Source organism: Alkaliphilus transvaalensis ATCC 700919, from assembly GCF_000621485.1.
GTDB lineage: Bacteria > Bacillota > Clostridia > Peptostreptococcales > Natronincolaceae > Alkaliphilus > Alkaliphilus transvaalensis.
Map to the genome: position 1 here is coordinate 106,680 of NZ_KK211287.1, position 18,666 is coordinate 125,345.

At 32.8% G+C, this 18,666-nt stretch carries 16 protein-coding genes and 1 tRNA gene; 4 read left to right on the forward strand and 13 right to left on the reverse strand.

Annotation, left to right across the window (positions count from 1 at the left end):
• Position 1 precedes the first annotated feature (1 nt).
• Genes T335_RS0117340 through T335_RS22745 form a run of 3 tightly spaced genes read right to left on the reverse strand, consistent with a single transcriptional unit; the run spans position 2 to position 4,777 of the window.
• Positions 2-718 carry an ABC transporter ATP-binding protein gene (locus T335_RS0117340; RefSeq protein ID WP_034328852.1) on the reverse strand — a complete coding sequence of 239 codons (717 nt, stop codon included), beginning with the start codon at positions 716-718 and terminating at the stop codon, positions 2-4.
• The gene (locus T335_RS21215; protein ID WP_051569390.1) at positions 708-3,617 is read right to left on the reverse strand and encodes an acyl-CoA dehydratase activase-related protein; all 2,910 of its coding nucleotides are present in this window, start codon (positions 3,615-3,617) and stop codon (positions 708-710) included. The genes T335_RS0117340 and T335_RS21215 overlap by 11 nt, the downstream gene beginning before the upstream one ends.
• Positions 3,599-4,777, reverse strand: a complete 1,179-nt coding sequence (locus tag T335_RS22745) for an acyl-CoA dehydratase activase (RefSeq protein ID WP_051569391.1) — start codon at positions 4,775-4,777, stop codon at positions 3,599-3,601. The genes T335_RS21215 and T335_RS22745 overlap by 19 nt, the downstream gene beginning before the upstream one ends.
• Before the next feature lie 182 nt (positions 4,778-4,959).
• Here T335_RS22745 and T335_RS0117350 point away from each other — a divergent pair, with 182 nt between their 5' ends.
• Positions 4,960-5,637, forward strand: coding sequence for a Crp/Fnr family transcriptional regulator (locus tag T335_RS0117350; RefSeq protein ID WP_026478656.1), 678 nt, complete (start codon positions 4,960-4,962; stop codon positions 5,635-5,637).
• Between the two features lie 74 nt (positions 5,638-5,711).
• Here T335_RS0117350 and T335_RS0117355 read toward each other — a convergent pair whose 3' ends face one another.
• The 5 genes from T335_RS0117355 to abc-f all read right to left on the reverse strand — a co-directional run bounded on the left by T335_RS0117355 (position 5,712) and on the right by abc-f (position 11,011).
• A complete protein-coding gene (locus T335_RS0117355; RefSeq protein ID WP_026478657.1) occupies positions 5,712-6,050 on the reverse strand; it encodes a cupin domain-containing protein in 339 nt (112 codons plus the stop codon).
• A gap of 123 nt (positions 6,051-6,173) precedes the next feature.
• Positions 6,174-8,225: a methyl-accepting chemotaxis protein gene (locus tag T335_RS21800; protein WP_051569392.1), complete on the reverse strand. Its 2,052-nt coding sequence runs from the start codon at positions 8,223-8,225 to the stop codon at positions 6,174-6,176.
• A gap of 354 nt (positions 8,226-8,579) precedes the next feature.
• Positions 8,580-8,656 (reverse strand) — tRNA-Arg (locus T335_RS0117365).
• An 82-nt stretch (positions 8,657-8,738) separates the two neighbouring features.
• On the reverse strand, positions 8,739-8,900 hold the full coding sequence (locus T335_RS22375; RefSeq protein ID WP_156943717.1) for a hypothetical protein: 162 nt from the start codon (positions 8,898-8,900) through the stop codon (positions 8,739-8,741).
• A gap of 191 nt (positions 8,901-9,091) precedes the next feature.
• The gene (abc-f, locus tag T335_RS0117375; RefSeq protein ID WP_026478658.1) at positions 9,092-11,011 is read right to left on the reverse strand and encodes a ribosomal protection-like ABC-F family protein; all 1,920 of its coding nucleotides are present in this window, start codon (positions 11,009-11,011) and stop codon (positions 9,092-9,094) included.
• A gap of 672 nt (positions 11,012-11,683) precedes the next feature.
• Here abc-f and T335_RS0117380 point away from each other — a divergent pair.
• The 3 genes from T335_RS0117380 to T335_RS0117390 are packed head-to-tail and all read left to right on the forward strand — an operon-like array spanning position 11,684 to position 13,540.
• Positions 11,684-12,064, forward strand: coding sequence for a GntR family transcriptional regulator (locus T335_RS0117380; protein WP_026478659.1), 381 nt, complete (start codon positions 11,684-11,686; stop codon positions 12,062-12,064).
• Complete coding sequence (locus tag T335_RS0117385; protein ID WP_026478660.1) at positions 12,057-12,755, forward strand: ABC transporter ATP-binding protein; 699 nt, start codon at positions 12,057-12,059, stop codon at positions 12,753-12,755. The genes T335_RS0117380 and T335_RS0117385 overlap by 8 nt, the downstream gene beginning before the upstream one ends.
• Positions 12,749-13,540, forward strand: coding sequence for a hypothetical protein (locus T335_RS0117390; RefSeq protein ID WP_026478661.1), 792 nt, complete (start codon positions 12,749-12,751; stop codon positions 13,538-13,540). The genes T335_RS0117385 and T335_RS0117390 overlap by 7 nt, the downstream gene beginning before the upstream one ends.
• Positions 13,541-13,672: 132 nt before the next feature.
• Here the strand turns inward: T335_RS0117390 and T335_RS0117395 are convergent, their stop codons facing one another.
• The 5 genes from T335_RS0117395 to T335_RS0117415 are packed head-to-tail and all read right to left on the reverse strand — an operon-like array spanning position 13,673 to position 18,630.
• Positions 13,673-14,893, reverse strand: coding sequence for an MFS transporter (locus tag T335_RS0117395; RefSeq protein ID WP_026478662.1), 1,221 nt, complete (start codon positions 14,891-14,893; stop codon positions 13,673-13,675).
• A gap of 1 nt (position 14,894) precedes the next feature.
• Positions 14,895-15,683, reverse strand: a complete 789-nt coding sequence (locus tag T335_RS0117400) for an ABC transporter ATP-binding protein (protein WP_026478663.1) — start codon at positions 15,681-15,683, stop codon at positions 14,895-14,897.
• Positions 15,684-16,691 carry a FecCD family ABC transporter permease gene (locus T335_RS0117405; RefSeq protein ID WP_026478664.1) on the reverse strand — a complete coding sequence of 336 codons (1,008 nt, stop codon included), beginning with the start codon at positions 16,689-16,691 and terminating at the stop codon, positions 15,684-15,686.
• Complete coding sequence (locus T335_RS0117410; protein ID WP_026478665.1) at positions 16,692-17,678, reverse strand: FecCD family ABC transporter permease; 987 nt, start codon at positions 17,676-17,678, stop codon at positions 16,692-16,694.
• A complete protein-coding gene (locus T335_RS0117415) occupies positions 17,665-18,630 on the reverse strand; it encodes an ABC transporter substrate-binding protein (RefSeq protein WP_026478666.1) in 966 nt (321 codons plus the stop codon). The genes T335_RS0117410 and T335_RS0117415 overlap by 14 nt, the downstream gene beginning before the upstream one ends.
• Between the last annotated feature and the right edge of the window lie 36 nt (positions 18,631-18,666).

An 18,666-nucleotide genomic window follows, 5' to 3' on the forward strand; every position in this document is an offset into this window, starting at 1 on the left:
TTTAAGCACTTTTGCATTTCACTTGATTTTCTTGATTTGAAAGAAGTTTGATCAACTTAGTTCTTACATTAATTAACTCACGGATTTCCAGATTTCTTGTATTTAATGGCAGGTCTATTTCTACCACATCTTCTACAGTACAAGGCTTTTGAGAAAGAACAACAACTTTATGTCCAAGTAATATCGCTTCATCAATCTCGTGGGTAACAAAAACAATAGTGTTTTTCCACTTATTCCATATTTCCACCAATCCTTTAACCATATTAATTCTAAGATCATAGTCTAATGATTTAAAAGGTTCGTCCATTAATAGTAATTCAGATTCAAAATTAAAGGCTCTTGCTATAGAACACCTCTGCCTCATCCCTCCACTTAATTGATGGGGGTATTTATTTTCGAATTGGTTTAAACCCACCATATCAATTAAGGCTTTTATTCGATTGCTGGAAGCCTTTTTATTAACCAACTTAATATTTTCAAAAACCGTTTTCCAAGGAAGTAAACGATCCTCTTGAAAAACATATCCTATCTTCTTTTTCTGATCTATTATATTTCCTTCATCTGGTTTAATAATTCCTGCTAACACATTAAGTAAAGTAGATTTTCCACAACCAGAAGGACCTAAAATGCAGGTGATCTCTTTGTCACTAATGGTAAGATTAAAATTGTGTAGTACATCTATCTCTTCAAAGCTTTTATACACTCCTTCAAGCTTCATTCTTGGCTCTCCTTTCACAATCTTCTACTGCATTTTTACTTGCCTTAAGAGCATAATAGATAAAGGATTCTATTTTTGACTTATCTATTTCATTTTCATTCCCGTCAAAGGACATATTTAATACAGGTATTTTAGATGATTTATTTTCTTCCTGTGTTAATATATTTAAGATTGTGTTGGTGTTTTCATACATTGAAGAAACAGTAATAACCCCCTCCACCGATTCAAAATCCCCTAAGGCTTTAGCATATCTGTATCTACCATTTCCGCCTGCATAAAGATGAAGATTTTGGTCTGCCCTCTTAATCAGCATTTCTAAATCTCCTTCAAAGGGATTGTTGCTCACAAGTAAATTGGAAATCCTTTTAATATAATTAGACAGCTTAGTCAGCTGGTTATGACCAAGAATATCTTTTTTATTCCCTGATTGAGTAAGAAAGTCTCTCCAAAAGAACCACATATATTCACTAAGGGGAGCAAATAACAATTGGATTCCCTGTTCTTCCATTTTCTTTATGTTATGATTGTTCATAAAATCATTAAATAGTAGGCCAACTTCCCCTAATAGGTAGATTTTATGAGATTTATTCCTTTTATCCATAGATTTATGAATTTTTCTTGTCACTTCTTCCAACTGTTCTATCGTTAGTTTTCCATCTGCTATTAGCCCATTTAAATTGTTGAGGTATTTCACCCTCTCGTTTCTTGGCGCTAAGTTAATTAAATCTCCCCCCAAGAGAACTAAAAATAAATCTTCTGCTAAAGTACTATCTTTAATAAGATCCTCAATGAAAGGTGCTACTATTTCAACATTTTCCATGTTTGCCCCATCAAGTTTATCTCTAATTAATCGATGATATTGTCCTCCTACCTCTGACCCCTCAGAAGTAGGGATGAGAAAACTATATTTTTTACCTGAAGCTTTTAACTCCAAGGCCTGATTCAGCACATCACCCACAAGACATGTAAAGGAAAGGTACTCCTTTGACAATGTATATTTCCTTCCAATATCCAATGTTTTCTTTGTGGTCATGGGAAGCACTTGAGCCCGATAACCCTTTTCTTGTAGATATGTTGCTAGAAGGTTAGTGTAGGGAAACAAATAGGGTAAATAAATCTCCCTTGTTTTATCAATTTCCTTTAATTTTGATTTAACACTAGTAACCCTATGGTTAACCTGATCAGAATATTCCTTGAGACTTAAAATTTCCTCTTCTTTTATCTTTTCTGACTTCAGACTATTTACAAAGGCTTCTACACGGGTCAATACTCCAACACTTGAAAAATGCTCGTCTACTTCAATATTTAGGTAGGGCTTTCCCTTCATTTCTTCTTTAAAATAATGGGATAAAACTGTATCGGGTCCACAACCATGATTAGTAATATAAATAGGATACAAATTTGGATGTTCTTTTATAATCTGAGCCCCCGATAAAATATGTTGTCCAAAGGGCCAATACATATTAGGATATTCTTTAGAAGTATCATGATCGTGGGCTGGTAAGTTAGACAAGGTTAAGACCTTGTAGCCTAGTTTCTCTAGTTTTTCTGGAATCCCCATATTCAATATTGGATCAACAATCCCATAACCTCTAGTAACAATGACAAAGGCTTTTTCATCCTTCCCAAGTCCTTTTATTGTGTTTTCTCCCAGTTTCTCAACTTCTAACTCAAAATCCTTTAACCGTTTCATTCCTTTTGCCAAAGCTACAGTAGTCTGAATAGAATTCTTTCCCAACTGCTGCCCCAATGTCATTAGCGTTTTCATCATATACTGCTTGCCAAATTTAAAGGATAGCTCAGGAGACAGTATTCGAATTCCTTTCTTTTCTAAATCCATAGTCTTATTTACTAACTTAGGGACACATTGCATATAAACACAACCATAATTTTGTCTAGTTGTCGAAACAGGATGAGCCATCGTATAAAGACTAGGTAAGAATAAATAATCAACCTTCTTTGCTATTAACTCTGCTACATGACCATTAATTAACTTAATTGGATAACAAGTTTCATCCATTGTAAATTCTTGGCTTAACTCTACAGTTTTCTCACTACTATTCTCAGATAATAGAACATTAAACCCTAGTTCCTTAAAGTAAGTATTAAATAATGGAAATAATTTATGAAGGAAAAGTACCCTCGGAATCCCTATTGTCTTTTTGGCAGGGTCAATAGCACCTTCATAACCTTTTAAATAATATCCTTCAATCTCTTCAAATATTTTTGATCTCTTAGTCGTTTCGATGGTTTCTTTCTTTTCAATCTCCTTAAAATTGAAGTCTTGATCTAAATTAAAACCTTTGAAAGCTGAAGCTGAAGTTTTCATCTCTTCTTTAGCCAAGATTGCTGCACCGAAGGCTCCTGTAACACTAAAGAATTTAGGCACCTCTAATTTATCGCCTAAAATACCTCTAAAGGCATTTACCACTGCTTGATTATAAGCTACGCCACCTTGAAAAAAGATTTTCTTGCCAACTTCCTTTTTACCTACAACTTTATTTAAATAATTTTTTACAATTGAGTAGGATAAACCCGCAGCAATATCCTCAATTTTTCCTTCATTACTAATACTTGCCGCAATGTTAGTTTCAATAAAAACAGTACAACGATCTCCCAAGTCTATTGGATTATTGGAACTAAGGGCTAAATTACCAAAATCATCTAAATAAATATTTAATTTTTTTGCTTGTTCCTCAATAAAAGACCCAGTACCAGCTGCACAGATTTTGTTCATCTCGAAATCAGATACAATCCCCTTCTCTAGCTTGATAAACTTAGAATCTTGTCCTCCTATTTCAATAATTGTATCTACATCTTTGTCTATGGTGGATGCTGCTTTTGCTTGGGCTGTAATTTCATCAATAATTACGTCTGCCCCTATGTAGCTACCTGCCATATATCGCCCAGAACCAGTAGTCCCACACCTAATATCTCTAGTTCCTTATTGTTTTCTACCATATGTTTTTTTATTTCCAATAAACCCTTACTCACGGCAGCAATTGGGTCCCCTAAAGTTCTTAAATATCTAAAATCTAAGACAGCATAATCTTCATCCATCAATATTACATTAGTACTGGTAGAACCTACATCAATACCGATATACCCCTTCACATAAGACTGAGAACTAATGTCTTTACATTCGTGTTTATTAATACTATCATGACTACCAAATTGTTCTAGGGTAGGAAATGAAACAGCATCTTGGATAAGATTTTGTGACTGGTCTTTTTCAGTAATAATCCTTTTGATATCTGATAGATCTAGTAAGAGTCTCTCTTTAAGTCCTATCACTGCTGCACCTAAAGCAGCAACATTACCACAATTATCTGGTGTAATCATTTCCTCGTTTCTTAGCTTCATTACATCCTTTAAGGCCTTTACTATGGCATCATTATAGGCTACTCCACCTGTCAATAATATTGGAGGTTGTATTGGATTCTTTTTCACAACATTAGCCCTATAGTTTTTTACTAGAGCATAGGCCAGCCCTAATAGGATTTCTTTAGTCTCTGTTCCCTCTTGTTGATGATGAATTATATCGGTTTTAGCAAAAACGCTGCATCTTCCTGCTATTCTTGGAATGTAACTTGCCTTTTCTGTGAGTTTTGAATAATCTTCAAGTCTAATCCCTAGCCTTGATACCTGTTCCTCTAAAAATGAACCTGTTCCAGCAGAACAATTTGAATTGATAGAAATTTTAATGCTATTATTGCCGTTGTCATCTACATTAGTGATATATTTTGAACTTTGACCTCCAATTTCAATTACTGACTTAATATCTTCTCGACAATGCTTACTACCTTCTACTAAAGAAGTCACTTCATTAATCCAGCTAATTCCCTTTTTATCTGAAAGAAATTTACTACCTTGTCCTGTAGCTCCTCCCTTTGTAATCCCTTCTCCATATTTATTTTCTAAATAACTAACATACTTGACTATTTCTTCTTTAACTCTTCCTTTATGAAGAATATATGCAAGATCGATAACTTCTAAATTTTTATTGATCAAAACAAATTTTATAGAAGAATAGCCTATATCAATTCCTAAACTAAACAATTTAGTACCTCCCTTTATTCAATCCATCTAATATCCAGTATTTTAATCTAGTATTTTAGTTGACCATGATAATCATTTTCATTTATACTATATAGTGATTATACATTTACAGAAAATAAAAAAAGTATCCCACGATACACTTTGGTATATTTCTATAATAAATTTTAAGTAGGGAGGTTATTATGGAACCTATTAAACAGCTTAATAATTGCATTCTATTTGATCATCTGACTAGTCAAGAAGTGTCAGATTTATTATCTAAAATTACATATCATGTTAAATCCTATGGAAAAAGTGAAATTATCTTTTCACCCCATGACCCTTCAGATACCCTAGGAATTATTTTAAATGGTAGTGTGGAGGTTCAAAAAATATTTGCTTCTGGTAAAGCCCTTACTGTGACTAGAAGATTTCAATATGAGCTAATTGCTGATGCTTCAATTTTCGCTAATACCACCTATTACCCTTCAACAATTTCTACTTGTGAAAAGAGTCATATCTTATTTATCAACAAGGTTAATCTTTTAAACTTATTTTCGATAGATCAGGAGATTATGTCTAAATTTCTAGAATCTGTCGCCAATAGAGTATTAACCCTAAATACCACCATAGAGATTCTTTCCTTAAATTCTGTGCCAGCAAAAATAGCATATTTTTTACTTACCGAGAAAAGTAAATTTAACAGCAATGTTATTAAACTAACATTTTCTAAAAAGTCTTTGGCTGAACATCTTAATGTATCTAGACCAACCTTATCAAGGGAGTTAAAGAAGCTACAGCTTGAAGGGATCATATCATTTGATAAAAGAACCATTGAGATTATAGACGCAGAAAAATTAGAAGGGATTTATTCAACATAACGTAAAGATCAAAAATAACCCCTGTGATTTTACCACATCACAGGGGTTATTGATTATTCTATCGTTGTTTTATCCTAAGGCTTAAACACCACTACTAAAAGCATTTTGAATTGCTCTTTTGCTAATAATGCATGGGGAATACCTGCTGGCATTATAATTGTTTCTCCCTTTTTTACAGAAAAGATTTCTTCTCCTATTGTGATCTCTGCTTCTCCATCCAGTAGATAAACCATTGCATCTCCACTTGAAGAATGGGAGCTTATTTCCTCCCCTTCATCGAAGGCAAACAATGTTAGACTTAAGTTTTTTCCTTGGGCTAGGGTTCGACTAATTACTTGTCCCTCTTGATAAGAAACAAGAGATTCCATATCTAGCACCTTAGAAAGTTCAATATTCTTGATAAATTGATCCATAAAAATTCCTCCTCAGGAAAATGATTATATTTTTTATAATCATATCATTTCCTTTTTAGTATTTCTGTATCCTAGGTTACTTATTTTAAGTAGATCAAAAGATCTTATATTTGACTATACTGATTAATACTTAAATCTCTTAATACTTTCCTGCATTTCTTCTGCTAGACTAGCTAAAGCCTCACTGGAGTTAGCGATTTCTTCAATAGCTGCGGTTTGTTCTTCTACTGAAGCGGATGCCTCTTCTGTCCCTGCAGCGTTTTGTTGAGATATGGCAGATAAGTTTTCAATAATTTGTATAAATTCATCTTTTTTATTTTTCATATTATTAACAGAGTCTGTAGACTTCTCTACAATCTGCATAGCTTCTTCTACAGCCTTGTTTATATCTTGATATTTGATATTTGTAATCTCTACATCTTCTGTTTGTTCTTTAATAATTTCCTTTGCCTTAATCATCGTGGTTACTGCATTTTCTGAATCCCTTTGCAACCCGCTGACTACTATATCAATTTCATTTACCGATTTTGAAGATTCTTCTGCCAGCTTTCTTATTTCTTCTGCTACAACTGAGAATCCTTTTCCTGCTTCACCGGCTCTAGCTGCTTCAATAGCAGCGTTTAATGCTAATAGATTAGTTTGTTCTGCTATACCATTAATAATACTTGTTGCGCTACTGATTTTCTCAGCACTTTCATTTGTTTTTAATACCATTTCATGAATCATCGCCATTGCTTCATTATTTTCATGATTTTTATTGGCTAAATTATTTACAATAATGATTCCTTCATCCTTTGATTTTCTTAATCCTTCCATCTGGGATTTTAGAATCTCCATGTCTATTAAATCTTCACTAATAATCTCGCTCAATTCGTTGGCAATTTTAACGCCTTCCTCTGTATCCCTTGCCTGGTGATTTGCTCCTTTAGCAATTTCTTCGATGGTTTTTGCTACCTCATCTGCCGCTATAGAAGATTGCTGACTTGTTGCAGTCAGTTCTTCTGATGAAGAGCTAACTAATTGAGCCGTATCCCCTATGTTTTTAACAATTTCTTTTATGGAATTCTTCATATGTTCTATAGCATTTATAATTTCACCAAATTCATCCTTTAAATTAAGATGTTTTTGTGAAATAGCTATTGAAAAGTCACCTTCAGCCATTGAGTTTACATAGGTTTTAGTGATATTCAATGTTTTTATAGCATAATTGGATAATCTAAACAAAATTAAACTTAATATTAAAAATGCTATTATTCCTACCCCATAAACCATTTTAATATTTTGATTTATTGTAGATTGAACAGCTTCCATAGAGATCCCTAAATTGATGGCGCCTATATGTTCACCATCTACACTAACAGGTAAAAGTACATCATAGACTTCAACTTCATTTTCTCCACCTTTATAGGTAAATTCTGACGTAAAAGATTTTCCATCAACTGCTGCTGTAATACTTCCCTTGTCCTCTAATACCATTCCAATTCTATCTTCATTACTATGGGCAACTGCAGTTACGTTTTTATCTATAAACAGGGCATACACAACAGATTCTTCTTCTCCTAGACTATCTACAAGTCTTTGGTAGCTAAAACGATCCCATAATGCTTGAGCTTCGTTGGCAAGTATTCCTACTTGAATAGCTCCCCCTTTACCATCGTGGACATAACCAAACTTATAAAAATTTTCATCGGTTAAGCCTTTACGAATGTCTTCCATTAATTCACCTGCTGGTTCCTTTGGAACCCTTCTAGCAAAGTGATCATCTGGTACAACCAAACCAAGATTAGTATCAACATGGGTTGTATAGACAACCTCCCCCTGATCATTAAATACATTGACAACAGTAATGTCTAAATCCTTTGCTAATTGTATAAGAAATTCATTGCTTAAGTTCGCATTATTAGTTGTTACTATTCTTGCTGTTGCCCTAATCTTATCTTCTATCATACCATTGATTGCTTTTACAGAAGCATCATAATCTTCGATCTGTCTCGCTGCTTGGGTGGCTATTTCCATACCACTATCTCTCATTTGTTCAAGCAAGCTGTTTCTCGTAAGATATGTAGATATAGCATTAATTGATATAATTGCCATAAATACAACGATTAATGGTATTATAATCAATTTAAGCTTGATCGAGCCTCTTTTCTGATTAATATTTAATTTTTGAATCATTTCCTTCCTCCTTCTAGGGTTTATCATATAACCTTTATTGATTGGCGACATTCATCGCCATTATTCGACTTAATATCATTCTACATTAGTTTATTAAACCCTTTTTATTAAAAATAAGTTAAACTTTTCTGATGATTTAAGAAGTTTTAAGCTTTATCATTTAGAAAATGCAAAAGACATGGGGTCTCCATGTCTTTTATAGTTAACATTTATTTATTTTTGTGTAATTTAATTAACATCTTTCGTTGCAATGTTACCTTCTATAATTGTACTAATCCATTGTGTAGCTGTACAATTACTTTGCTTAGTTCTACTATCCCTTTGTTTAGTTGCAATAAGCTTATAAATAATTTTTGGTGTTCCCGGCGGGAATCGAACCCACGGCCTTTCGCTTAGGAGGCGAACGCTCTATCCTACTGAGCTACGGAAACACACTTAACTATATTGTATACTAAAATACATTATTTAGTCAATATTTGCCATCATATCTTTAAAAGTTTTAACAATCTATACTTATTTAGCGACTAACCCTAACATAACTTCGCTACACTCTTCCCCTGTAGATAGATTAAAATGGACTAATTCAATCTGCTCATCAGGTGCAAACCCACTCCAATATTCTGGTATCTGATGAATAAAACCACAAGTTTGACACTTATAATATACCATTTCCATACTTTACTCCTCCGTTTTCTAATGTATAGCTAGTATTTTTAGTCATTTAGCTTATCTAGATTTTAAGCTTTATGCTTTATGCTTTATGCTTTTTGTTATCATAAGTATTTGAGCTTTTTGATTTTTAAAAGTTTTTGTTTTGCTTTATTGTACTGATTACTTAAGATAGATCTATTTTGAAATGTATCACTTCATTTATTAATGCTTAACCAATTTTCTAAAACGGAATCTAGCCCTTTAGTCAACTCTTCCTTTTTACAGTATAACTGATTAAGTTCTTCATGATTTAAATGGGGATTAGCCATCAGTAAATCAATCTCTTTAATTTCTTTTTCAAGGATTTCTATTCTTGATTCCAGTTTAACTATTTTTGCTTCCTGTTTTTTATTTTCATCAATTTTGTATATTCTTTTTTTATTATCCTTGCTAACCTCCAACTCTTTTGGTATTTCTAATACTACTTCTTCTTTAATTCTTCTATAATAGTCATAATTACCAGAATAACATCTAAAACTATTTTCTTCAATGACTATCATTCTTTGGGCGATTTTATTAATAAAGTATCGGTCATGGGAAATAAATAAGATGGTTCCTTTAAAATCATCTAAGGCTTCTTCTAGTGTTTCAATAGAATCGATATCAAGATGATTAGTCGGCTCATCTAATATTAGTAGATTTACATCATGGTAAAGGAGTTTACTTAACTTAAGTCTAATCCTTTCTCCACCTGATAAATGTTTTACTTTTTTAAAAACACTATTGCCATAGAATATAAACTTTGAAAGATACTCTCTTGCCTTCCCCTCTAATATAAAAATATCCTCTCTAAAACACTCCAAAACTGTCAGTTCTTCATCTTTAAAGGTAATTTTCTGGGGTAGATATGCCATCATGACATTAGCACCTAATTCTAGCTTCCCAGCATCAAGTCCTTCTTCCCCTAGTAACATTTTTAGAAAAGTAGTTTTTCCACTTCCATTAGGCCCAATAAGTGCAACTCTTTCTCCATAATTAACCAATAAATTTGCATCTTTAAAGATCACTTTATCCTTAAATTCTTTAGAGATTGATATTGCCTTAATTGTTTCATTTCCTGACCGTTGAGAGGTTTTAATATTCAATTTCATATTCTGCTTTTCAAAAATTGGTTTTTCTATCTTTTCCATTTTTTCAAGCTTCTTCTGAATACTAGCAGCCCGTTTAAAAAATTTATTGTTGTCGGCCCTTAGGGCCCAATCCCTCAAATCCTTAACTGTTTTTTCCATTGCATTAATCTTCTTTTGTTGTTCTTTAAAATGATCAAATTGAATAAGCATATTCTCTTCTTTTTGACTTACATAAGCAGAATAATTACCCTTATACGTTTTGCATTCCATATCCTCTATCTCAATTATTTTTTCTACAACATTATCTAAAAAATATCTATCATGGGATACGATAATTACAATTCCTTTATAGGTATTAAGATACCCCTCAAGCCATTCAATTGATTCCATATCTAGATGATTGGTAGGTTCATCTAAAAGTAATATATCAGGATGATCAATTAAGATTTTTCCTAAAACAACCGTTGTCTTTTCTCCACCACTTAATAAACTAAAGTTTTTATTTAAGAAGCTTTCCTCAAATTTTAATCCCTTACAAACTTTACTAAGCTTTTCTTCTATATCGTAACCACCCTTAATTTCAAATAACTGTAGCAATTTGTCATACCGCTTTAATACTTTTTCTAATTCATTATCTTTTGAAGCTTTCATTTTTTCTTCTAATATCCGCATTTCTTTTTCTATATTGTGAATTTCTTCAAATGCCAAATTTAAAATATCTATGACCTTAAAGTGATCTGGATATTCTGGAATTTGATGAAGATAAGCAGTGGTCGCTTCCCTCGGCATAGAAATAAAACCTTCATCATACCCCAAACTTCTAGAACCTGGATAACAATTTAGTGGTTCTATTCCCGCAATTAATTTTAAAATGGTACTCTTACCACTTCCGTTTCCCCCTACTATTCCAACTTTTTCTCCTGAATAGACTTGGAATGTTATATCTTTCAATACTAAAGTAGCATCCATATATTTTTTCACATGATTTAACGAAAGTTCAAACATAAATATTCCTCGCTTCCTACATAGTAGTTAATTCTTTATGAAATAACAGCGAAGGATTCTCTATTTACTTAAATAAAAAAGACCATAAGAATATCCCTCTTACAGTCCATTACAATTAATCGCAAAAATTAATTATTAGATTACTATCATTTCCAAAAACTATTATAGGTGTAATAATCTAACCATAGATTAAATCATAATCTTTATATGGTCAGTTAAAGTTTTAAGAAATATTAGATTATCCTATTTAACGGTAAAGTAAGTTATCCTTCCAACTGCTATATTCCATAAAGAGCACAACAACAAAACCTAAATATTAGGCTATTATACTCCAATAGAATACTGATTAATTTAAAATAAACTTAAATTAATATTAGCAATTAGATGGTGTCATAACTTTACTTTCCCCTTTCTTTATAAATTTACTATATTATATAATAATTTGCATTTTTTGTAAATGCAGAAATTTTACATAGTAAATCTGAATTTTTCATATTTGCATGAATCCTATATAAATCCATAGTTATGGTATTATACAATTTCCTCAGACAATTAAATTTAAAAATTTATGGAAAACTATTGACATTGTTTTTTTGTTTTTGTACTATTGTATTAAGATATTAATACAGTAATACAATGATACAGTTATTACAGATAAAGGAGGAGTGAAAAATGACATGGGACCTAGAATCAGATCGTCCTATCTATGCCCAACTTGTAGATCAAATCGAACTAAAAATTTGTTCGGGAACCTATCCTTTAGGTTCTAAGTTGCCTTCTGTAAGAGATCTTGCTAAAGAAGCATCGGTAAATCCTAATACGATGCAAAGGGCATTGGCAAAACTTGAAGATGATGGTCTTTTATATACTAACCGTACTAGCGGGAGATATGTAACGGAGGATTATAACATGGTACAACAACTTAAAAACAAAATTGCCCAAGAGCATATTCAGTTTTTCTTAAATAAGATGACTGACCTTGGTTTTGAACGTAATGAAATTTTAAGCATTCTATCTACAATGGTAAAAAAGGAGGATACAAAGAATGAATAATATATTAGAGTGTAATAACCTAACAAAAGTCTTCGGCTCAAAAAAAGCCTTAAATAATATTAGTTTTACTATTCCTCGTGGAAAGATTGTTGGTCTATTGGGGCCCAACGGCAGCGGTAAAAGTACCTTTATTAAACTATGTAATGAGCTTTTAACTGCTACTAGTGGAAATCTTCTCATTTCTGGGCATAAGCCTGGAGTTGCAACGAAAAAAATAGTATCTTATCTACCTGAAAAAACCTATTTAAACGACTGGATGAAGGTATCACAAATGGTAGAGTTCTTTGAAGATTTTTATGATGATTTTAATCCTACTACTGCCTACGATATGTTAAGTAAGCTAAACATTAATCCAAAAGATAAACTAAAAACCATGTCTAAAGGGACTAAAGAAAAAGTACAATTAATTCTTGTAATGAGTCGAGAAGCCGAACTATATTTATTAGACGAACCTATTGGAGGAGTGGATCCAGCTGCTAGAGATTATATCTTGGATACCATACTTAATAATTATAATGAAAATGCCACAATTATTATCTCTACCCATCTTATTTCTGATATAGAAAAAATCCTAGACTACATTATCTTTATTAAAGATGGTGAAGTTGTTATGACTAAAGAGGTTGATGAAATTAGAGAAGAAACAGGTAAATCTATTGACTTATTATTTAGGGAGGTTTTCAAATGTTAAATAAATTATTACGCTGGGAATTTAAAGCTACCGCAAGATTATTAATTCCTTTATATTTAACACTACTGCTATTTTCATTAATCAACAGAATCATAAACCCCTTTAACTTAATTCAAACATCTAATAATTTTAGTTTGCAAATTTTTATTAGTTATATTACGATCGTTGCTTATTTTTCTTTAGTAGTAGGTACTGTTGCCATGACCTTGGTTATTATGATTCAAAGATTTTATAAAAGCCTCTTAGGGGACGAAGGTTATCTTATGTTCACATTGCCCACCACAACTTGGAAGCACATCATTAGTAAGCTACTAGTTGCAGTAGTATGGGTTATAGGAAGCATGGTCACTACTATTACCTCGATTATCATAATTTCTGGTGCAGATAATATTGGTCAGCAATTAATTGAGCTGATTAACGGAGTGAAAGAAATACTTGGAGTCGCAGGAATCTTTACTTTACCTTTTATGATGTTATTGATGATTACAACTGCTGTTCTAATGATTTATGCAGCCATCTCCTTGGGTCACATGTTCTCTAGACATAAATTAATCGCCTCCTTTGCTATGTATGGGGTATTATATTTATTTAGCCAAATTTTGATAGTGATCTCTATAGTCATCTTTAGCAATAGTTTCTTTGCTACACTAATTAACTCAACTGAAACAACACCTGATATTTTCCGAAAGTTATCTATTTTTTATATTATTTTTGCCACACTATTATCAACTGTTTACTTTACGTTAACCAATACACTTCTTACTAAGAAGTTAAACTTAGAATAAAATAATCTCTTTGTACACACAAAATAATTAAACTAACATAAATAGAGGAAGTTGCATATTAATATGATATTTATATTAATGCAATTTCCTCTTGTTTTTAGATAAAACAGACTATATTATTTGCAATTTCAATTAGACTCTCGAAACATTCCATTTAACAAACATAACTACCCCTACACTTAAAAACATTGTAGCCGCCATAATGCTATAGAGACTAAAGTTTAAATCAATTAACTGTCCATAAATTAGTTGACCAGGGGCTACGCTGGCGGTAGCGATGGCAGTGGAAAAAGCACTTACCTTACCAAGCATCTCTTCTTTTACTTCCCCTTGAACATAAGTTAATGAAACAATGTTGGATAATGCCAAAGATAGCATGATTCCCAGCCCACCAATTGAGTAGATCCCTAAAATAATTAGTTTGTTATCCATTGTTAGGTAGGTTGCAACCCCCATTGTTATGATGGCAATAAGCATTGGATACATGGTTTTATGAATGTCTTTTATCTTAAAGAGGTTAGGTCTAAAGGTAATTAACATACCACCAATAATCATCCCTAAAACAAAAATTGCCTCAGCAAAACCATATTTTGTTGCCGACATTTCTAATTGTACCTTAATAAAATATGGAGATACGATACTTAATATTGGTACAATAAAAATATTTGTAAGCCCATAAGAAGCTATAATTCCTAAGACAACTTGTTTTTTCTCTTTTAAATATAAGAAGCTTTTTTTCATTTCTCCGATAGATTTTAATAATGGATTTTTAATTTTTTCTTTAATTTCTAGATCGGGAATATCTAAAAATACTTCTAAAATTGCAGCTATTAAAAAACTGCCTGCATTTAGAATGACTATTGTTTTAATTTCTACAAAGCTATAGAGTATACCCGCAATAATTGGTCCAACTAAATTAACAATCGCCCCAACCTGCTGAATAATGCCATTAGCTGAAGCTAACTTCTCTTTATCAACTATTTGGGGGATGCATGCCGTTACAGAAGGACTATACAGTGTATAAATAATAGATAGCATAAACATAACGCTACCTACAATAAGGATATGGTCTCTTCCGCTGATTAAAATAATTGAATAAATAAACATTAGGGCAGCACTGAAAAAATCAAGGTAGAGCATTATTTTTTTTCTATTTACTGTATCTGCTAGAAGCCCTGCAATCGGCGCAAATAAAATATAGGGAATAGTTGAAAGGGCTAATATTCTTGAAAAAGTAGCGGCACTACCTGTTAAGTCAAGAATATATAATGACATGCAAAATCGTTGTACTGCATTTCCAAATAGAGAAATAATTTGCCCGATAACCACAATAATAAAATTTTTATTTTTCATTTTACCCCCTTATCAGATCATAATCTACGCAAATAGGGTAATTTTGATTATCACTTAATTGTAACTTTACATCAATTCCATATATTGCCTTTAGATTTTCTCTAGTGATGGCCTCCATAGGAATACCCTGACAAATAATTTTACCTTGCTTGAGTCCAATAATATTACTGGCAAACCTACAGGCATTATTTAGTTCGTGGAGTACCATAACGATGGTAATATTCTTATTTTTGTTCAACTTTTCTAATACTTGTAGTACTTCTAATTGATAAGACATGTCTAAATAGGTGGTGGGTTCATCTAACATGATAATGTCGGTTTCTTGGGCTAACGTCATTGCGATCCAAGCCCTTTGTCTTTGTCCACCCGAAAGATTTTCTACAGGCTTGTCTGCAAAATCCTTAAGGCCTGTTTCTTCAATCGCCCAATCAATGATCTCTTTATCATGGGTATTAAGTCCTCCGATCATTTTCTGGTGGGGAAATCTTCCATAAGCAACCAATTCTTTTACGGTCATTCCACTAGGACAAATTGGCCCTTGGGGTAAAAAAGCGATTTGAGTTGCTAAGTGCTTTTCCTTTTGATCTTTTATATCCTTCCCATTGATGAATATTTCACCATCTTTAGGTTTAATAATTCTTGCAATGCTTTTCAGCAAAGTTGATTTTCCACACCCATTTGCTCCAATGATGATACTAATTTTACCCTTTGGTATTGATAGATTCATTTTATCGATTATTAAATTGTCTTCATAAGCAACTGATAAATTACGTACACTAATAGCTTCCATTTATTTCTCCTTCATCATTAAATAAATAAAATAAGGGACACCAAAAACTGAAATAACAATACCTACTGGTATTTCAATTGGTGAAAACAAATTTCTTGAAACTGCATCTGCTAGTAAAATAATCACGACACTAATCATTGCAGAAATTACTAAAAAGTTCTTATGATAAGGTCCAACTAGCCGTTTTGAAATATTAGGAGAGATTAATCCAATAAACCCTACATTGCCTGCAAATGCCGTTGCTCCACCTGCTAGTATTACTGCATAGCTTAAGAACTTTTTTCTTTCACGATTTAAATTTAAACCAAGGGCAACTGCATGTTCATCGGATAAATTTAAAACATCTAACTTTTTGTAATCCAATAGCACAGTTGTAAATGCTACGATTACTAAAGGAATAATTACTTTTGCATAATTCCATCCTGCTCCCCAGAGACTACCAGAAGTCCATATTAATACTCTATTGTAATCACCAACACCACCTCTAAAGGTAAAGAAGGTGATAAATGCATTTAGCCCCGCTTGCATTCCAAGCCCAATTAGAAGCAACCTTTTAGGTTTAATACCGTTTCTGCTTGATAAAAAGTAAATCACAAAGGCCGCAACCCCTGCCCCCATAATAGCCATTAAAGGCAACACATAGATTGATAGAACCCCCAATGTACTATAATAATTAGAGGTTTTTAATGATATAAATATTACTGCCGCTACTGCTGCCCCAGCATTTATTCCTATAATACCTGAATCTGCTAATTCATTTTTTGTGATTGTCTGTAATAGGGCCCCAGCAGTAGATAGAGCAATCCCTACAGAAATACCTACTAGCATCCTGGGGAGTCTAAGGTGTAAAACTGCAGTATTTTGCAATTTTGTTCCCCCACCTAATAGCGTTCTTACTATGTCTAGTGGCGCTATTTTATATGTTCCCCAGCTTAAATACATAATGATTGCAACAACTAAGAATAAACCTAAAATAAATACGGTTTGGGGAAATCGACTTTTTTTCATTTAGCCTCGCTCCTTTCTTGCAACAGCTATGAAGAAGGGAACTCCTATTAATGCTGTAAATATTCCAATTGGCATTTCATAGGGACTATATACTAATCTTGCTGCAATGTCAGAATATGTTAATAAGATTGCCCCTAATAAAAAGGACAGCGGTATATTTTTTGTGTAATCCTCCCCAAAAAATTTTCTAGTTATGTGGGGAACAATAAGGCCTACAAACCCAATATTCTTGCCCACGGCTACTGCTGCAGCACACATGGGGATCATCACAATAAAGGTTAATAGTCTTATTTTTTGGGGATTCTCTCCAAGACTTATTGCTACATCGTCTCCTAAGCTTAATAGATTAATTTTCTTCGATAATAAAATTGCCAATAGAAAACCTACCGTTCCTACAATTGAAACTAACCTAAAATCTGCCCAAGTTGCATTTCTAAAACCACCAGCAACCCAAAAAGCAATAAACTGAGATTGATTTGATAATAGACCTACAATCGTTGTTAAAGAAATAAAAAAAGTACTCATGGCAGTTCCTGCTAAGAGAATCTTAGTAATAGAACTATTTTTTGTTTTCCTTGATAAAAAACCAATCACAATGATCCCAGTTAATATTGCTCCAATTAGGGAAGCCATCATAACATTGGAGGTACTAATAGTAATACCTACAGCATAAAAAATTGCTATCACTAAAGTAGCTCCTTGACTTACTCCTAGAAGAGAAGGTTCTGCGATAGGGTTTCTTGTTACTCCTTGAATCATAGCCCCTGTTACGCCTAATATCCCTCCTGTAAATAACACACTAAGGACCCTTGGTATACGAACATCTCTAATCAGCATCAGTTCTAACGTTTCTCTATAATTAAAAATACTCTCTAATATTTCAGATATCCCAATATGGGTTACTCCTAAGCTGGTGGCTAGGAATAACCCAATAATTAGAATGAATAAACTACAAATCGTAAAAGTAATACCATTAATTTGTTTCATTTAACATCTCCACAATTTCATCTAAAAGTAATTCTCTTCCGATAGAACTGTATCCTTGAATAAAATATGGTGATGCATCTAATTCAATAATTTTACCTTCTTTTACTGCCGACAAACTATTCCATATGGCATTTGCTTCAAGTACCTTTAAGTCTTCATCTGTTGCGATTACAAATATATAATCTGCTTTGATAGAGGCTAACCCCTCATAGGTTACTACTGGCAAGCTTATATCACTCTGCTCTGGCATACCTTCTGGTTTGCTTAAGGCTAGATCTTGATATAAAACACTACCAAACCCCGCACCATCGAAAACGTAGAATTGTCCGCCACTAGCTAAGAAGGATAAGTAACTTGTTTCTTCACCATAGGTTTCTTTAATCTGCTTACCTACTTCTGTTGCTTTAGCGGTATAGGCTTCTAACCAAGTATTCGCTTCTGTTTCTTTATTGAATACACTTCCTAAAGCTCTAACATCTTCCTTCCAGTCTAAAGCTTCTAATTGGATCATTACTGTTGGTGCAATATTACTTAATTGGTCATACATTTTTTCTTGTACTGTTGAAATGATAATTAAGTCAGGATTTAGATTCATGATAGCTTCAACGTCCATTGTATCCTGCATGCTGTATCCTAGTATTGTAGCCCCTTGTAATGTCTCTTCTAAGTAAGATGGAAACTTTTTATAGTCATAAGCGTCACTATTTGCTGTTCCGATTACTTTATATCCTAAAATAGATAAAATATCACTATTACCACTTAAGTCTACTATTCTTTCTGGGCTTTCTGGAATTTCTACTTCCCCTCTAACATCAGTTACTGTAATTGTTTTAACTTCTTCATTTGCCTCAACATTATTTTCAGTTGAAGGGCTAGGGCTTGAACAACCCACAAGAACTAACATAGCTATGCATGCAAATAGAATTGTTTTAAACATTGAACTTCTTTTCATTTATATCTTCCTTTCAAAATCATATTCTTATCTTTT